Source organism: Mycobacterium sp. NGS35, from assembly GCF_059812855.1.
Map to the genome: position 1 here is coordinate 68,307 of NZ_JCALDL010000009.1, position 14,917 is coordinate 83,223.

Genomic DNA, 14,917 nt, shown 5'->3' on the forward strand with positions numbered 1-14,917 from the left:
TCTCACTCATGCCTTTCCACCAGCGGCCCGTTCGGCGCGTCGTGCGGGTTCGGGGTGAACCGCACGTCCGGGATCATCGTCGCCGGATCGCGGCCCCACGACTGCTCGAGCGCGCGCAGCATGCCCGAGATGCCGGTGCCCGACAACTGACCGTTGTCGATCGCGCTGAGCGTCAGGTCGGCGAGGATCGACACGTTGATGTAGTCGCCCCGCACGACTTTCGGCACGTTCTCGATGTTGAACGGCGCGGTGAGCATCAGCTTCAGCGCCCCGATCAGATACGGCGACGCCTTACCCAGCTCACGCAGCGGCCGTTGCAACAGCTGCAGGTTGGTGTGCAGGTTCTCGCGCGCGGGCGTCAGTGTGTTGTCGGCTGCCCTGCTGATCCGGCCGAGTGCCACCACCGCGTCGGCGAACAGACCCTGGGTGTCGTTGAAATGCTTGATCAGCGGCGGGAATTCGGTCAGCACGCGATCCAGCGTCTCGTTGTTGTCGGCGACGATGGTCAAAAGCCGGTTCGACTGGTCGATCGCGCGGGTCAGATCGTCGCGCTGTTGGTTCAGCTCGTTGGTGAAGGTGTCGAGTTTGTTGAGGAACTCGCGGATCTGGGGCGCGCGACCCGTGAGGACGTTGTTGATCTCGGTCTGGATGACCTCCAGGTCCGGAATGCCGCCGCCGCGCAGGATCATCGAGATCGCGGCCAGCACACGTTCGGTACTCGGATACGCCTCCGAGCGCGACAGCGGGATCACGTCGCCGCTCTTCAGGGGCTGCTTCGACGGGTTGGGCGGCACGTCCAGTTCGACGTGCTGAGATCCCAGCAAGCTGGTCTGGCCGATCTTCGCGGTCGCATTGGCGGGTAGCTTCACGCCCGGCTGCAGGTCGAGCGTCAGCCGGGGCACCCAGTTGCGCAGCTCGATTGCCTTGACCGAACCCACGTACACGTCTTTGACGCGGACCCGGCTGTTGACGTTGAGCGCCAACGTATCCGGCATGTCGACGTAGACGGTCATGTGGTCCGGCCCGGAGCCGGGGCCGCCCGGCAGCGGGACGTTGGCGATGCCCCGCCAGGAGCCGCAGGCCGTCAGCGTCAACGCCGTCGCCAGCAGCGCCACACCCCGGCGGCCGAGCCGGGTGATCCGAATACGTGTCATCGGCCGGCCCCCTCAGCTGGATAGCCGCCGGGCGGTGGCGGCGCAGCGGGCGCGGCCACCGGGGCCGGTGCGACCATCGGCACCTGAGACACACCGGGCGCGGGCGCCGGCGGCGGACCGGGCTGCGGATACCACGGCGGCGGCAGCGGTGTGTTCTCGCTGTAGGCGTTCGGCGGACCGGGCAGGTTACCGCCCGGCGGCGCGCCGAACGTCGGCGGCGCGGCCGGCGGCACGATGTCGGGACCGCCCATCAGCTCGGCCAGCGACTCCGGCGTCAGCATGTTCGCGGTGAACGGCTGCACGTCAACACCCTGCATCCCCGGAGCCACCACCCAGCCCGGCTCATGGTTGCCGTGCGAGAACAGGGTGTCGCGCGAGAAGATGCCGGGCACGGTCGTGTCCTTGTAGCCGGGCGGCGGCCGCAGCCGGTCCTCGGAGTAGGCGACCATCTTCGGCAACGTTTCGGCCGTATAGGCCGTGTTCACGCCGAACGGCAGATAGTTGAACTTGATCGCGTCGAGGATCGGTGCCAGGTACTGGGCACACAACTCAGCCGACTCTTGGTAGCCCAGCCGGCTGCCGGCCTGAATCGCACTGCAGATGAACTGCATCGGGTTCGCGAAGTTCGCCAGCACCGGTAGCCCGACGATGCCGCCGGAGATCGGCGACGAGATGTTGACGATGTTGGACGCCAGGTTGGGGAACACGTGCAGACCTGTCTCCAGGCCGTTGCGGGGCTCCGGCTGCAAGATCGCGGTGGTGACATCGGCGAGATTGTTGATGTCATGCACCAGCACTTCGCTGTTCTTGTCCAGGAATGAGCGAGTGGTGGTCAGCAGCTGATTGATGTCGCGCAACGCGTTGGCGACTTCGCGGTCGGTGTTGTTGAACTTGTTGGTGATGCTGGCCAGATCGTTGTTCAGTGCGACGAACTGCTGATCGCTCTTGTACAGCGCATTGACGAACAGCGCCAGACTGCGCACCACGCTGAAGAAGTCACCGCGTCCGGAGTTCAGTGTGGTGAGCGCCTCCGAAAGGCTGTTGAGCGTCTTGTTGATCTGCTCACCCTTGCCGGACAGTCCGTCGGCGAACGACTCGATGACGTCACCGAATGGACCCTTGGGCTGCTGGTCAGTGGGACCCAGCCCGCTGAGGATTCGGTCGATCGCGTTGCGTAGTTCGTCGTATTCGACCGGCACCTGGGTGCGCTCCAGCGGAATGACGGCACCGTCTTTGAGCACCGGTCCCCCGGTGTAGGGGGGCGACAGCTGGATCACTCGGGACGCGACCAGTGTCGGGTTGAGGATCGACGCAGTGGCGTTCGCCGGCACCTTGTACTTGTTCTGGTAGTGGAACGTCACCTTCATCTTGTCGCCGGCCGGCTCGATCTTGTCGATCGTGCCGACGCGAACGCCCATGATCTGCACCTTGTCCCCCGGGTACAGGGCGAGGGCCTGGGTGAAATACGCGACGACGGTGTTGTTGGTCAGCTTCTTGTAGACCTGGAACCCGATGACGGCCGCGACGATCGCCAGCACGATCACCACCGCACCGATAACCAGTGCAGCCCGAGAGACATTGGGCAGCTTGAGATTTCGGATGTTGAAGATCGTCGACATCGGTCAGTGACCTCCAATGTCTACGGGTCCGGGCATGCCAGGCGGGGGACCGTCGGGCACCTGCGGCCCGGGTCCGGCAGGAGGCGGCGGCCCGGGCAGGTCAGCGGGCGGAACCGGCTGCGCCGGGAACGGATTCGACACCGGCCCAAGGGGTTCGGTACGTGCACCCGGCGGTGCCGGCGGCAACGGAACCGGCACACCCTGCAACTCCGGCGGCGTCTGTCCCGGCACACCAGCACTGGTGATGCCCGGCGTGTAGCCCGGGCCGTTCGGATTCGGCGGCGAGGTGGCCACATTCGGTCCGGTGTAGTTCGGGCCGTAGGGGTTGTCGCCGTACGGGCCGACACTCAGGTGCGAGCAGGGCAGCGGATTGGCGGCGGTCGGAATCCCGTCTGCCGGCGGCGTGTACGAGCAGGGTGAGCCGGGCGGCACTGCCGGACCCGGGAAGTCGGGAGTGCCCTCCAATGGGGTCGGCGCCGGCGGCGGTGCACCGTTGGGGAACCGGGCGCCGTTGGGGTCGGGCCAGCGGAATGCCGGCAGACCGGCACCGCGCCAGAAGTTCTCCGGATCGATGCCGCGCTTCTTGAAGGCGGCGTCGACGAACGGCTGAAGGATCTGGTACGGCAGCAGGTTGACCAGCATGACCTTGAAGTAGGGACCCGATGCGATCGCCTCGCCCAGCGACGCGGTGAACTTGCTCAGCGTGGTCAGTGAGTCGGCCAGATCCATCTTCCGCTGGACCAGCAGATCGCTGACTGTGCGCAATTGTTCGAGCACGTGGTTGAGGTTCGGGTTCTCGTCGATGAACGCCTTCACCTGTTCGGAGAACGCCGACACGTTCTCGAGCAGGTAGGTGATCGCCTGTCCCCGTTCGTTGACCGCTGCCAGCAGGGTCTGCGCGTTGACCAGCAGGGCGTTGATCTGCCCGCCGCGGTTACCCAGGATCCCGGCGATCTTGTTGGCGTTGGCCAGCAGCTGCTTGATCTGGTCGTCGCGCTTGCCGATGGTGTCGGAGAACCGTTCGACGCCCTTGAGCGCATCGCTCAGATGCGGGTAGGTCTGGTCGATGGTCTGCGACAGAACATTGAGCGACTGCTTGACGGTGTCGATGTCCCAGCCGGACGCCGCCTTCGTGACGTCGAACACCGCGTCATAGATCTGGTACGGCGTGCTGGTCTGCCCGACCGGCAGAACTCCGTTGGCGCGCAGCCGTTCTGAGCCGCGCGGCTCGATCGAGATGTTCTTGCGGCCCAGGATCGTGTCGGTCCGAATGGCAGCGCGGCTGTCCTTGCCGATCTGGTTGGGACCCAACGTGAAGCCGACGACGATGTGGTCACCCTGGATTTGCAGAGAACGCACCTGGCCCACCGCAACGCCGGCGACTTGGATCTTGTCGCCGGGTTTGATACCGCCCGCATCCTTGAACTGCGCATAGTACGTCGGCTGGGCGAACAACTGCGGAATGCTGACGAAGGTCTGGCCGACGGCCACCACAAGCAGCACCACGATGATGCCCATCAGGCCGACGCGTACGCGGTTTGAGCCCTCCAACGTTCTCATTGCGGTGTGCACCTGCCTGTGGGCTGCGTGGTGATGCGCACAGTGCGCACCGGACCGCCGGGCTGTAATCCGTTGAGCTTCAACGAGATATCGCAGGCGTAGAAGTTGAAGAAGTCGCCGTACACGCCACCGGCCCGGCCGATGATCTTCAGCGACGTAGGCAGCCGCACCAGGATGTCGTTGAGCTGATCCTTCTGGTCGATCAGCGGCCCCTGGATGGTTTCCAGATGCTGCAGCGTGTCGTGCAGCAACGGCCGGTTGTCCGACAGTATCCCGGCGAGTGTGCCTGCGGCATTACTGATTTCAGCGGTCGAGTCGGCGATCGGATCGGCGCGATTCTTCAGACCGGTGATCAGCTTCTCGAAGTTGTCGACGGTCTCGTCGAGTTGCTTCTGGTGGCGCACCGTGGTGTCGAGCACCGTGTTGAGGTTCTTGATCACATCGCCGATGGCCTGGTCACGCTCGGCCAGGGTCGACGTCAATTGTGCGGTCTGATCGAGGATGTCGTTGATGGTGCCGCCCTGTCCCTGGAACACGGTGATGATCGACTGCGCGATGTTGTTGACCTTCTGCGGGTCCAGTGCACGAAACAGCGGACGGAAGCTACCGATCAGCGCGTCGAGATCGAGTGCGGGCTTGGTCCTTTCGATGGGGATGGTGCTGCCGACCGGCATGCGCTTGTTGCCGTCACCGCGCTGCAGATCGAGGTAGCGGTCGCCGATCAGGTTCAGATAGCGGATCGATGCGGTGGTGCCTTCGTACAGCGGCAGCGACCGGTCGATCCGGAAGTTCACCAGCGCCCGCCGGCCGCCGTCGATCAACTGGACGTCGGCGACCTTGCCCACTTCCACGCCGGATGCCCGGACGAACTGGCCGCTGCGCAGGCCGCTGGCGTTGGAGAAGATCGCCGAGTAGCCGTTGGTGCGGTCGAAGCGCATCTGACCGAACACCACGATGATGATCACACTGAAGAGCAGGAGCACCACCGAGAATGCTCCGAGCTTGATCGCGGTCCCTCTGATGCTCATGGGTTTATCGTGTACTCCCCGATTTGCCGGCCCCACACGTACTCGATGGCGAACGGCGAGCCGAGTTCGAAGTGGTTGTACGGCGCAAGCGATGCACCGGTGTCCATCACCAGATAGGGCGCGGGCCACAGGTCACGGTTGACCTCCTGCCAGCAGCCCGGCTTGCCTTCCGGCCCGCCGTGGGCGTTGACCCGCGGCAGATTGTCGGGATAGACGTACGGGTTGCCGGCGCCCACGACTTCTGAGTGGGTCCGCAGCGAATATCCGTTTCCGCCAAGCGAATCGGCGATCTTCGGCGCGACGTCGTGGAACTTGCGGATCGTGCAGAACAGCGCGGGGCTGTACTCGTCGAGCAGCTGTGACGTCGGGATCAGGTCCTCGGCGCCGCGGGTCAGGTAGGGCCCACCGCGTTCGAAGATGTCGGCGCCCGTGTTCCCGAAGCCGATCGAGGCGGTCAGCGCCGCGTCGAGATTGGCTTGCTGCTCGTTGAACGTGTGCGCGGTGGTGACCGCACCGCGCAGGAACGCCCACAGGTCCGGTGACGCGTCGGCGTACACCTCGGCCAGATCTCCCAGCCGCTGAACGTCATAGCGAATCTGCGGCATCTTCGGATTCAGGTCGGCGAGGATGTCGTTGCCGTGGATGATGGACTGCCCAAACCGATCTCCCAAGCCGGACAACCCCTGCGCGGCCGCCGACAGCGTCTCGTTGAGCTTGACCGGATCGACTTTCTCCGAGATCGACAGCAACGTCTCGAACAGCGTGTTGAACTCTGTCGTCACCTGCGATGCCTGGATCACGTCGTTGGACGAAATACGCTGCTTCACAGGGTTTTTCGGCGAAGAGAACGACACGTACTTGTTGCCGAACACCGTGGTGGCCTGGATGGTGGCGTCGACGTTGGCCGGGATCAGGCGGACGTACTTGGGTTTGACGTCCAACGTCAACTTCGCCTTCGGTTCACCGTTGACCGTGGTCTCGGTGACGTCGGCGACCCGTCCGATTTCCACTCCGTTGTAGGTCACCTTGGAACCCGGGTCCATCACCAAGCCGGCCCGCTCGGACATCATGGTCAGCTGCGTCTTCGGCTCGAACTTGCCGCGGAACTGCAGACCGACCAGCACCACGATCAACACGAACGCGAGCACGAAAACGATCCCCGCCACTTTGTACGGCGGGGTGCGGCTGGAGTTCAGGGGTGCTGTCATGGTGCTACACCGTGAGGTTGAAGTTCGGGTTGGTGCCGTAGAGCGCCAACGAGGCGAACAGGACGACGAGCACGATCGCCACCAGCGATGCCCGCATGGATCGGCCCACGGCTTCTCCCACGCCGACGGGACCGCCGCTGGCGTTGTATCCGAAGTAGCAGTGGTTGAGCATCACGATGATCGAGATGATCACCGCCTGAATGAACGACCAGAACACGTCGTCGGGCCGCAGGAAGGTGCGGAAGTAGTGCTCGTAGGTGCCCGTCGACTGGCCGTAGAAGAGCGTGGTGGTGAGCTGTGCGGACAAGAAGGACAGGATGATCGCCATCGAGTACAGCGGCACGATCACCACCAGCCCGGCCAGGATGCGCGTCGAGACCAGATAGCAGACGGACCTGATGCCCATCACCTCGAGCGCATCGATCTCCTCGCTGATGCGCATCGCGCCCAGCTCGGCGGTCGCGCCTGCACCCACCGTGGCGGCCAGCGCCTGGCCGGCGACCAGGGGTGCGACGACGCGGACGTTCACCAGTGCGGCGACGAAGCCGGTGAACGCCTCCACACCGATGTTGCCCAGCGATGCGTAGCCCTGGATCGCAATCAGCGAGCCGCCCGACAGCGTCACGAAACCGACGATCGCGGTGGTGCCGCCTACCACCGCCATTGCGCCTGTGCCCATGCCGATTTCGGCCACCAGCCGCAGCATCGCGCGGCGGTAGTGCAGGATTGCGTTCGGGATCTGGCCGATCGCGGTGACGATGAACCAGGCGAGCCGGCCGGTGCTGTCCAGGAACCTGCCCGGAGCGCTGCCCCACCGGGTCGCGCGGTCGAAGGTCCGCGGGAACCGGCTGCGAAGGACGGTTGCAGTACTCACGTCAGCGCCCCGTTCCGTAGCGGACGCCGATGGTGGTCAGCACCACGTTGACGGCGAACAACGCCACCACCGACAGCACCAGCGTCTCGTTGACGGCGGTGCCCAATCCCTTGGAGCCACCGGACACGGTCAGGCCGCGGTAACAGCCGACCAGCCCGGCGATCAGGCCGAAGGTCAGAGCTTTGACGATCGAGATCACCACTTCGGGCAGGCCCGTGACCAGCGTCAAGGTGGACAGGTAGGCGCCTGCGGAGACGTTCTGGAAATAGACGCCGAAGACGAAGCCGCCGACCAGCCCGATGATGATCACGGCACCGTTGAGCAGGACTGCGACGGCGGTCGCGGCGACCACACGCGGGACCACCAGCCGGTGGATCGGATCGATGCCCAGCACTTCGAGCGCGTCGATCTCCTCGCGGATGGTGCGTGCACCCAGGTCGGCGCAGATGGCGGTCGAGCCGGCACCGGCGACCACCAGCACGGTCACGATCGGCCCGAGCTGGGTGACGGCCGCCAGGCCGGCGCCGGCCCCGGACACGTCGGCCGCGCCGAACTCGACCAGCAACAGGTTGAGCGTGAAGATGATCAGCACCGTGTCCGGTATCGCGAGCGCGACGGTCGGAAGGAACGTCACCCGCATCAAGAACCAGGACTGAAGGATGAATTCCTTGAACTCGAACGGCCATTTCGTCGTCGCTTTGGCCGTCAGCACGCACATCCGGAAGAAGCCACCGACTGCCTCCAGCGGTGGGCCGGCCCGATCCCGCAAATAACCAGTGAACCCGGTCGTTGCGGTCATCAGCGCACCCGCACGTCGGAGCCGCGTGTCCCGCGGCGCAACGGCAGATCCTGTTGCACGCCCCCTCCTAGCCCAGCACCCACGTGATCCCCGTCTCCCTACCGGTTGGTAGTAAGACGGACCACAGGACTGTACCCGATGGATTCTCGGCAGTACACCGCATCCGCGCGATTGACGCTGTATCCGTTAGCAAACAAGTCTCCCTTGCTCAACTGTCCGTCGCCCCGGCAGAAACTGTTGGCGCAGAGTCGCTTTGGCCGGCGACGCCGGCCGCCGCCCCGCCGAACCTTACGCGCAGTTCGGTTTTGAGCACTTTGCCAGCGGGGTTGCGCGGCAGCGCATCGACGATCTCGAGCGCCTTCGGGTGCTTGTACCGGGCCAGCCGCTCCGTCAGGAATTCGTCAAGATCAGCCAGGGTGATCTTCTCGTCAGCAACGGCCGCAACGGCTACCGGAACCTCACCCCATTTGTCATGGGGACGACCGATGACCGCTACTTCGATGATTGCCGGATGCGCCGCCAGCACGTTCTCCACCTCGGCGCAGTAGATGTTCTCTCCACCGGAGATGATCATGTCTTTCTTGCGGTCGACCACCCAGATGTACCCTTCCTCGTCCTGGCGGACGAGATCACCGGAATGAAACCAGCCACCCGCGAACGCCTCGGCGGTGGCCTCGGGGTTGTTCCAGTAGCCGGCCATCAGAGTGGGTGCCCGGTAGACGATTTCGCCGACCTGCCCGACGGCGACGTCGTTCATGTCGTCGTCGACGATGCGCGCGGCGACCGTCGGAATGACCTTGCCGACTGAGCCGAGTTTGCGAATTGCGTCCTCTCCCAACAACATACAAGTCACAGGCGACATCTCGGTCTGCCCGAAGGCCGCCAGGATCTGCGTGCCCGGGAACGTGTCCGACATCTGGCGCAGCAGCGTATCGGAAGCCGGTGCGGCACCCCAGGACAACACCCGCAGCGCGAGGTTGCGCGGCCTGGCCTGCTGTGCGGCGCATACCGCCTGCCACTGAGCGGGCACCAGGAAGATGCCCGTCACCTTCTCGGCCTCGAGCACGTCGAGCAGCTCGTTGGGGTCGAATGCGCCCAACGGGTAGATGACCGTGGGCCGTCCCAGCAACAATCCCGGAATGGTGTTGCCGATACCGGCGATGTGGAACAGCGGGACGCCGATGAAGCCGACGTCGTGGTTGATGTCGGCGCCGTTGGTGAACAGGAACGTCAGCGCCTGGCCGGCCAGGTTGGTGTGGGTGAGTACCGCGCCCTTGGGCCGTCCGGTGGTGCCGGAGGTGTACATGATCAGCGCCGGCGAATCGTTGGGGATGTCGACGACCGGATGGGCTTCGCCGTCTTCGGCGATCAGGTCCTCGTAGCCCAGTACGCCGTCCTCGGTCGGCGAGCCGGCGACGACGACCGTGGCCAGCGTCGGGTCGATGTCGCGCACGGCAGTGGCTACCTTGGCGAGCACCGATTCGGTGACCACCACGTTGGCCTCGCAGTCGCTCACGAGGAAGGCGATCTCCGCGGGGGTCATCCGGAAATTGACCGGCACGGCGATGGCGCCGAGCGTGTTGGCGGCCAGGTACGACTCGACGAACTCGGGCCGATTGAGCATCAGGATCAGCACCCGATCCCCGAAGCCCACCCCGCGCCGGTGCAGCGCGTCGGCCAGTGCGTCCACCCGCCGCTTCAGCTCAGCCCAGGTAATGGTCTGGCCCAGAAACCGCAGCGCGGTGGCATCGGGCTGCATCAGCGCGTGGCGCGCCAGCTGATTCGTCCAGTTCTGGCGACGGGCCAGATAAGGCTGCTCGGTGGCCAACGAGTGGTCCTGCAAAGAGATTCCGTTTGACGGCTGACTGCTCACCTAATCTGCTCCCGCGGTTTCTCAGGGTTGCGCCGACTTGATATTTGATCAAAAATTCTCGTGCCCGGTCACACTATGGCCTCGGCCGCGGAGGGACAAGCCTCTTGCGAGCGTGCAATCGTCATGCGGGGAGGGGCCGGTGAACGCACCCGCGGTGCCGGGCAAGCCGAAGACCGTACGACGCGAACAGCTTTCCGACGAAGTCGCCGCGCATCTTCGCGCGGAGATCATGGTCGGCGCACTGCTGCCCGGAACTTTCATCCGCCTCGACGAGACCGCGGCGCAGCTGGGTGTCAGCATCACGCCGGTGCGTGAGGCGCTGCGCACCCTGCGCGGCGAGGGCATGGTGCTGCTGGAACCGCACCGCGGTCACGTGGTGGCGCCGCTGTCGCGCCGCGACGTCGAGGACATCTTCTGGCTGCAATCCACGATCGCCAAGGAGCTGGCCGTCAGCGCCACCGAGCGGATCACCGACGCCGAACTCGACGAGCTGGCCCACTGCGCCGACGCCTTGGCCGACGCGGTCGCCGACGCGGACGCAGACGCGGTGGCGACCGCGGAGTTCGCGTTTCACCGCACCTTCAACGTGGCGAGCGGGCGCATCAAGCTGGCGTGGTTCTTGCTGCATGTGGCGCGCTACATGCCGCCGCTGATCTACGCCCGTGACCCGCAGTGGGGCGCGCTGGCGGTGGACAACCACCGCCGGCTGGTGGCGGCGCTGCGTCGTCGCGACACCGCAGAAGTGGTGGCACTGACCACCTGGCAGTTCGACGACGGCGTGCACCGGCTGATCGCGCGCCTGGAGTCGTCGGGGATCTGGGCCTGAGTTGCGCCGAAACGGTATTCCACGCGGCCGCTACTCGAAAGCCCGCGCCAGTTACCGTTTAGGCGCTAGGCGCTCGGCGCTAGGAACTAGGAGCTAGGCGCTGAGCTGCTCGGCACGTTTCTTGAGGTTGTCGGCCAGGTAGTCGAGCGCGTCGTTGACCACCTTCTTGACCATGGTCTTGGGGACCGCCATCTTGGTTTCGACGTCCAGGTCGACGGTCAGCAGCGAGGTCGCGCCCATGCCCACCACCGAGAAATTCTGCTGCTGCTTGGAGAACAGGTCGCCCTGCTGCAGCACCGTGTAGATCTCAGCCGGGCTGGGGTAGTACACCGCGCAGATGTAGGTGCCGTCCATGCCCTGGATCGACACGTCCACCCGCAGCTGGCTGGGCCGCCCGTCGTCGTAGCGGGCCAGCACCCAGCAGCCCTTGACCTCCTCGTTCCATTCGGGATAGGCCTCGAAGTCGGCGACGATCGACATGATCGTCTCCGGTGTGGCTGCCACCTCGACGGTCTTGCTGACGACCGGCATCAGGGCTGCGGCTCCGGCGTCGGCACGGCACCCAGCGGCACACCGAGCGGCGATTCCTCGCGCACGGCCGCGTCTCGGATCAGGCCGCGCAGCAGCGCGGTGCTGAACTCGATCGCGATCTCCTCGGCACTTCGCCGGCCGGTCGGCCGCAGCCAGCGGTAGGCGCCCAGCACCATCCCGATGTAGCCAAGAGCCAGCACGTGGGAGTCGCATTCGTAGAACTCGCCGCTGGCGATTCCCCGGTCGATGACGTCGCGGACGTGCTCGTAGACCGTGGTCTCGGCGGCACGGACGTAGGCCACCTGCTCTTCGGTGAACCACTCCGTGATGTAAGGACTCTCCTGGAAGTAGACCGCCGCGCCTTCGATGTTGTTGGCGATGTTCTCCAGCAGCCGACGGGTGAAGTGGAAGATCGCCTCACGCGCAGACCACCCGGGCTCGTCGTGGACGGCGGCGACCGTGCGGTCGGCGGCTTCGCGGTAGATGTCGAACAGGATCAGCGACTTGCTGGCGTAGTAGTGGTACACGGTGGCCTTGTTGAGGCCGACCACGTCGGCGACGTCGTTGATCCTGGTGCCGTGGTAACCGCGCGCCGCGAACAGCTTGGTGGCGACGGCCAACAGCTCCTCGCGGCGCGAGAGCTCCGCTCCGTTCTCCTGTGGTGAGCTGCTGGATGCTCGCATGGCGATTCACTATATTTCCCGCCGCGAGCCTCAGCTCAATCAACCGGTTGGATTACCCACTTCTTGGCGTCCAGGGTGCGGGCTAGACTCGGCGCAGAAGCCGACGACGAGGGGGTGCTCCGTGGATCCGAACCCGGACTACGACGCCAGCGACGAGATCGAGTACTTCTTCAACTACCTGGGCTGGGCGTTGCGCGGGGCGTCGGGCCCGGGCGGCGGCTACCCCCCGCCGGCCTATCCCCCGGTCTGACGCCACGTCATCCGCGACCGTGAACGTGCTTTACGTTCGCAACCTGACACCTAGCGCAATACGCTCGCGCCGCCGTCGACCGGTATCACCGCTGCGGTGATGTAGGTGCTGGCGCGGCTAGCCAGAAACACTGCGATTCCGGCCATGTCGTCGGGCCGACCGATGCGCCCCAACGGCAGCGCGGCGCCCACCGCCTCGGCGCCCGGCGCCAGGATCGCTTTCGTCATCCGGGATGGGAAGAGGCCAGGCGCAATCGCGTTCACCAAGATGTCGGGCGCGAGCTCGCCCGCAAGGTGCTGGGTGAGCATGTGCACGCCCGCCTTGCTGGCGCTGTAGGAGAAGTTGTCGCGACCTCGGGCCGGTGGCCGGATGCCGTCGATGCTGCCGGTGTTGATCACCCGCGCGGGATCCTCGGGCGTCGACGCCGCCTTCAGCAACGGCACCAGCGCACGGGTGAGCATGAAGACGCCTTTGATATTGACCGCGAGGATCCTGTCGAAGCCCGACTCAGGGAACTCGTCGAATGGGGCGCCCCACGCCATGCCCGCGTTGTTGAACAACGCATGGACCGCCTCCTCGCGATCGGCCAGCGCGGTGGCGAGGGCGTTCACCCCGTCGGCGGTGCCGAGATCGGCCGGGATGGCCGACACCGAACCCAGCGGCGACAACGCCTCGACCGCCGCGTCGAGTTCGTGCGCCTTGCGGCTGGACAGATACACCTTCGCGCCGGCCTCCAACAGTCCTCGCGCGATCATCAGACCGATCCCCCGGCCGCCGCCGGTGACCACGGCGACCTTCCCGTCGAGCCGGAACAGTTCAGCAACCATAGGCACCAGTCTGAGGCCCGGCCGATCCGGCTGACAGACTGGTCCGGTGCGGCAAGAGCCCAAGTGCTGGCTGACCGATATGGACGGCGTGCTGGTTCGCGAAGAGCACACGTTGCCCGGCGCGGCCGAGTTCTTGCAGCGGCTCGTCGACAAGCAGCGCAGATTCCTTGTGCTGACCAACAATTCGATCTTCACGCCGCGTGACCTGGCTGCCCGCTTGGCCCGCTCCGGCTTGCATGTGCCGGAGGAGTCGATATGGACGTCGGCGCTGGCGACCGCGGCCTTCCTCGACGACCAGTTGCACGCAGGGTCGGCGTATGTGATCGGCGAAGCCGGGCTCACCACGGCACTGCACGAGGTGGGCTACACGCTCACCGACATCGACCCCGACTTCGTGGTGCTCGGCGAGACGCGCACGTACTCGTTCGAGGCGATCACGAAGGCGATCCGGCTGATTCTGCGCGGCGCCCGGTTCATCGCGACCAACCCCGACGTGACGGGCCCTTCGGCGGAGGGGCCGCTGCCGGCGACGGGCTCGGTGGCCGCGCTGATCACCAAGGCCACCGGCCGCACCCCGTACTTCGTCGGAAAGCCGAACCCGATGATGTTCCGCAGCGCGCTCAACCGGATCGAAGCCCACTCCGAGAGCACGGTGATGATCGGCGACCGGATGGACACCGACGTGGTAGCCGGGATCGAAGCGGGACTGGAGACCATCCTCGTGCTCACCGGATCGACGACGCTCGAGGACGTCGAGCGCTACCCGTTTCGGCCGAGCCGGATCCTGCAGTCGATCGCCGACGCCATCGAACTGGTCTAGGCGGGTTGCGCGACCGCGGGCCGCGGCCACGTTCTATGGTGGGCTGTGCCCGAATTGAATCGCCGTCGCATGATGCTGATGACCGGGATGGGACTGCTGGGAGTCGCCGCGACCCCGTTGCCGAACGTCCTGCCCACCGCCAAGGCTGCGCCCTCCAGCGGCCAGTCGGGGAACTACATCTTCCATGACGAGTTCGACGGACCGGCCGGCTCAGCCCCCGATCCGTCGAAGTGGATGATCGCCAAGGCACGCGAAACCATGAAGGACCCGACGTACTGGGAGCTGCCGGAGAACGTCGGGCAATACCGCGACGACCGCCGCAACGTGTTCCTCGACGGCAACGGCAACCTCGTCATCAAAGCCTTCAAGGAAGGCAACACCTACTACGGCGGCAAGGTCAACACCACCTGGGAAGGCGGCATCGGCCACACCTGGGAAGCCCGCATGAAGCTCGACTGCCTGACGGCGGGTGCCTGGCCGGCTTTCTGGCTGTCCAGTGACGCCGACGGCGAGATCGATGTCGTCGAGTGGTACGGCAACGGCAACTGGCCGTCGGCGACCACCGTCCACGCGAAGGCGAACGGCTCCGAGTGGGCGACGCAGAACATCGCGATCGACAACGCCTGGCACACCTGGCGCGTCCAGTGGGACGAGTCCGGGATGCGGTTCTGGAAGGACTACACCGACGGAGCCCAGCCGTACTTCACCGTTGCGGCGCACTCGCTGGCGGACTGGCCGTTCAACAACCCCGGCTACAAGGTGTACCCGATCTTCAACCTTGCGGTCGCCGGTTCCGGCGGCGGTGATCCCCGGCCGGGCACCTACCCGGCCCAGATGCTGGTCGACTACATCCGGGTCTGGTAGC

The 14,917-nt window shown here is 65.6% G+C and carries 15 protein-coding genes; 4 read left to right on the top strand and 11 right to left on the bottom strand.

All coding sequences use genetic code 11. The annotated features are described in order from the left end of the window. Positions 1–2: 2 nt before the first annotated feature. The 8 genes from AC5Y4C_RS15410 to fadD5 all read right to left on the bottom strand — a co-directional run bounded on the left by AC5Y4C_RS15410 (position 3) and on the right by fadD5 (position 10,091). Complete coding sequence (locus AC5Y4C_RS15410; RefSeq protein WP_499904844.1) at positions 3–1,154, bottom strand: virulence factor Mce family protein; 1,152 nt, start codon at positions 1,152–1,154, stop codon at positions 3–5. Then, positions 1,151–2,773: a virulence factor Mce family protein gene (locus AC5Y4C_RS15415; protein ID WP_499904841.1), complete on the bottom strand. Its 1,623-nt coding sequence runs from the start codon at positions 2,771–2,773 to the stop codon at positions 1,151–1,153. The genes AC5Y4C_RS15410 and AC5Y4C_RS15415 overlap by 4 nt, the downstream gene beginning before the upstream one ends. 3 nt (positions 2,774–2,776) lie before the next feature. Continuing rightward, positions 2,777–4,333: a virulence factor Mce family protein gene (locus AC5Y4C_RS15420; protein WP_499951744.1), complete on the bottom strand. Its 1,557-nt coding sequence runs from the start codon at positions 4,331–4,333 to the stop codon at positions 2,777–2,779. After that, entirely contained in the window at positions 4,330–5,361 is a 1,032-nt protein-coding gene (locus tag AC5Y4C_RS15425; RefSeq protein WP_499904836.1) for a virulence factor Mce family protein, read from the bottom strand. The genes AC5Y4C_RS15420 and AC5Y4C_RS15425 overlap by 4 nt, the downstream gene beginning before the upstream one ends. Continuing rightward, positions 5,358–6,569, bottom strand: coding sequence for an MCE family protein (locus AC5Y4C_RS15430; RefSeq protein WP_499904834.1), 1,212 nt, complete (start codon positions 6,567–6,569; stop codon positions 5,358–5,360). Before AC5Y4C_RS15430 ends, AC5Y4C_RS15425 begins: the two co-directional genes overlap by 4 nt. A gap of 4 nt (positions 6,570–6,573) precedes the next feature. Further along, the gene (locus AC5Y4C_RS15435; protein ID WP_499904831.1) at positions 6,574–7,443 is read right to left on the bottom strand and encodes an MlaE family ABC transporter permease; all 870 of its coding nucleotides are present in this window, start codon (positions 7,441–7,443) and stop codon (positions 6,574–6,576) included. Between the two features lies 1 nt (position 7,444). Further along, on the bottom strand, positions 7,445–8,242 hold the full coding sequence (locus AC5Y4C_RS15440; protein WP_499904829.1) for an MlaE family ABC transporter permease: 798 nt from the start codon (positions 8,240–8,242) through the stop codon (positions 7,445–7,447). A gap of 208 nt (positions 8,243–8,450) precedes the next feature. Further along, positions 8,451–10,091 carry a fatty-acid--CoA ligase FadD5 gene (gene fadD5, locus AC5Y4C_RS15445; protein WP_499906278.1) on the bottom strand — a complete coding sequence of 547 codons (1,641 nt, stop codon included), beginning with the start codon at positions 10,089–10,091 and terminating at the stop codon, positions 8,451–8,453. 163 nt (positions 10,092–10,254) lie between these two features. Between fadD5 and AC5Y4C_RS15450 the strand changes: the two genes are divergently transcribed. Continuing rightward, the gene (locus AC5Y4C_RS15450) at positions 10,255–10,941 is read left to right on the top strand and encodes a GntR family transcriptional regulator (protein WP_499904826.1); all 687 of its coding nucleotides are present in this window, start codon (positions 10,255–10,257) and stop codon (positions 10,939–10,941) included. A gap of 93 nt (positions 10,942–11,034) precedes the next feature. Here the strand turns inward: AC5Y4C_RS15450 and AC5Y4C_RS15455 are convergent, their stop codons facing one another. Next, a complete protein-coding gene (locus AC5Y4C_RS15455; protein WP_499951742.1) occupies positions 11,035–11,472 on the bottom strand; it encodes an SRPBCC family protein in 438 nt (145 codons plus the stop codon). After that, complete coding sequence (locus tag AC5Y4C_RS15460) at positions 11,472–12,155, bottom strand: TetR/AcrR family transcriptional regulator (RefSeq protein ID WP_499904822.1); 684 nt, start codon at positions 12,153–12,155, stop codon at positions 11,472–11,474. The genes AC5Y4C_RS15455 and AC5Y4C_RS15460 overlap by 1 nt, the downstream gene beginning before the upstream one ends. Before the next feature lie 121 nt (positions 12,156–12,276). Here AC5Y4C_RS15460 and AC5Y4C_RS15465 point away from each other — a divergent pair, with 121 nt between their 5' ends. Then, the gene (locus tag AC5Y4C_RS15465; RefSeq protein ID WP_500008503.1) at positions 12,277–12,405 is read left to right on the top strand and encodes a hypothetical protein; all 129 of its coding nucleotides are present in this window, start codon (positions 12,277–12,279) and stop codon (positions 12,403–12,405) included. A gap of 50 nt (positions 12,406–12,455) precedes the next feature. Here AC5Y4C_RS15465 and AC5Y4C_RS15470 read toward each other — a convergent pair whose 3' ends face one another. Continuing rightward, complete coding sequence (locus AC5Y4C_RS15470; RefSeq protein WP_499904816.1) at positions 12,456–13,232, bottom strand: SDR family oxidoreductase; 777 nt, start codon at positions 13,230–13,232, stop codon at positions 12,456–12,458. Positions 13,233–13,311: 79 nt separating this feature from the next. Here AC5Y4C_RS15470 and AC5Y4C_RS15475 point away from each other — a divergent pair, with 79 nt between their 5' ends. Beyond that, positions 13,312–14,052 (top strand): HAD-IIA family hydrolase, encoded by a 741-nt coding sequence (locus tag AC5Y4C_RS15475; RefSeq protein ID WP_499906276.1) that lies wholly within the window; start codon positions 13,312–13,314, stop codon positions 14,050–14,052. A gap of 45 nt (positions 14,053–14,097) precedes the next feature. Continuing rightward, on the top strand, positions 14,098–14,916 hold the full coding sequence (locus AC5Y4C_RS15480) for a glycoside hydrolase family 16 protein (protein WP_499904813.1): 819 nt from the start codon (positions 14,098–14,100) through the stop codon (positions 14,914–14,916). The last annotated feature ends 1 nt before the right edge of the window (position 14,917 follow it).

Bases quoted from the DNA above. Each gene is read 5' to 3' on its own strand.
- AC5Y4C_RS15410 (WP_499904844.1), bottom strand. From the start codon at position 1,154: ATGACACGTATTCGGATCACCCGGCTCGGCCGCCGGGGTGTGGCGCTG.
- AC5Y4C_RS15415 (WP_499904841.1), bottom strand. From the start codon at position 2,773: ATGTCGACGATCTTCAACATCCGAAATCTCAAGCTGCCCAATGTCTCT.
- AC5Y4C_RS15420 (WP_499951744.1), bottom strand. From the start codon at position 4,333: ATGAGAACGTTGGAGGGCTCAAACCGCGTACGCGTCGGCCTGATGGGC.
- AC5Y4C_RS15425 (WP_499904836.1), bottom strand. From the start codon at position 5,361: ATGAGCATCAGAGGGACCGCGATCAAGCTCGGAGCATTCTCGGTGGTG.
- AC5Y4C_RS15430 (WP_499904834.1), bottom strand. From the start codon at position 6,569: ATGACAGCACCCCTGAACTCCAGCCGCACCCCGCCGTACAAAGTGGCG.
- AC5Y4C_RS15440 (WP_499904829.1), bottom strand. From the start codon at position 8,242: ATGACCGCAACGACCGGGTTCACTGGTTATTTGCGGGATCGGGCCGGC.
- AC5Y4C_RS15455 (WP_499951742.1), bottom strand. From the start codon at position 11,472: ATGCCGGTCGTCAGCAAGACCGTCGAGGTGGCAGCCACACCGGAGACG.
- AC5Y4C_RS15460 (WP_499904822.1), bottom strand. From the start codon at position 12,155: ATGCGAGCATCCAGCAGCTCACCACAGGAGAACGGAGCGGAGCTCTCG.
- AC5Y4C_RS15470 (WP_499904816.1), bottom strand. From the start codon at position 13,232: ATGGTTGCTGAACTGTTCCGGCTCGACGGGAAGGTCGCCGTGGTCACC.
- AC5Y4C_RS15475 (WP_499906276.1), top strand. From the start codon at position 13,312: ATGGACGGCGTGCTGGTTCGCGAAGAGCACACGTTGCCCGGCGCGGCC.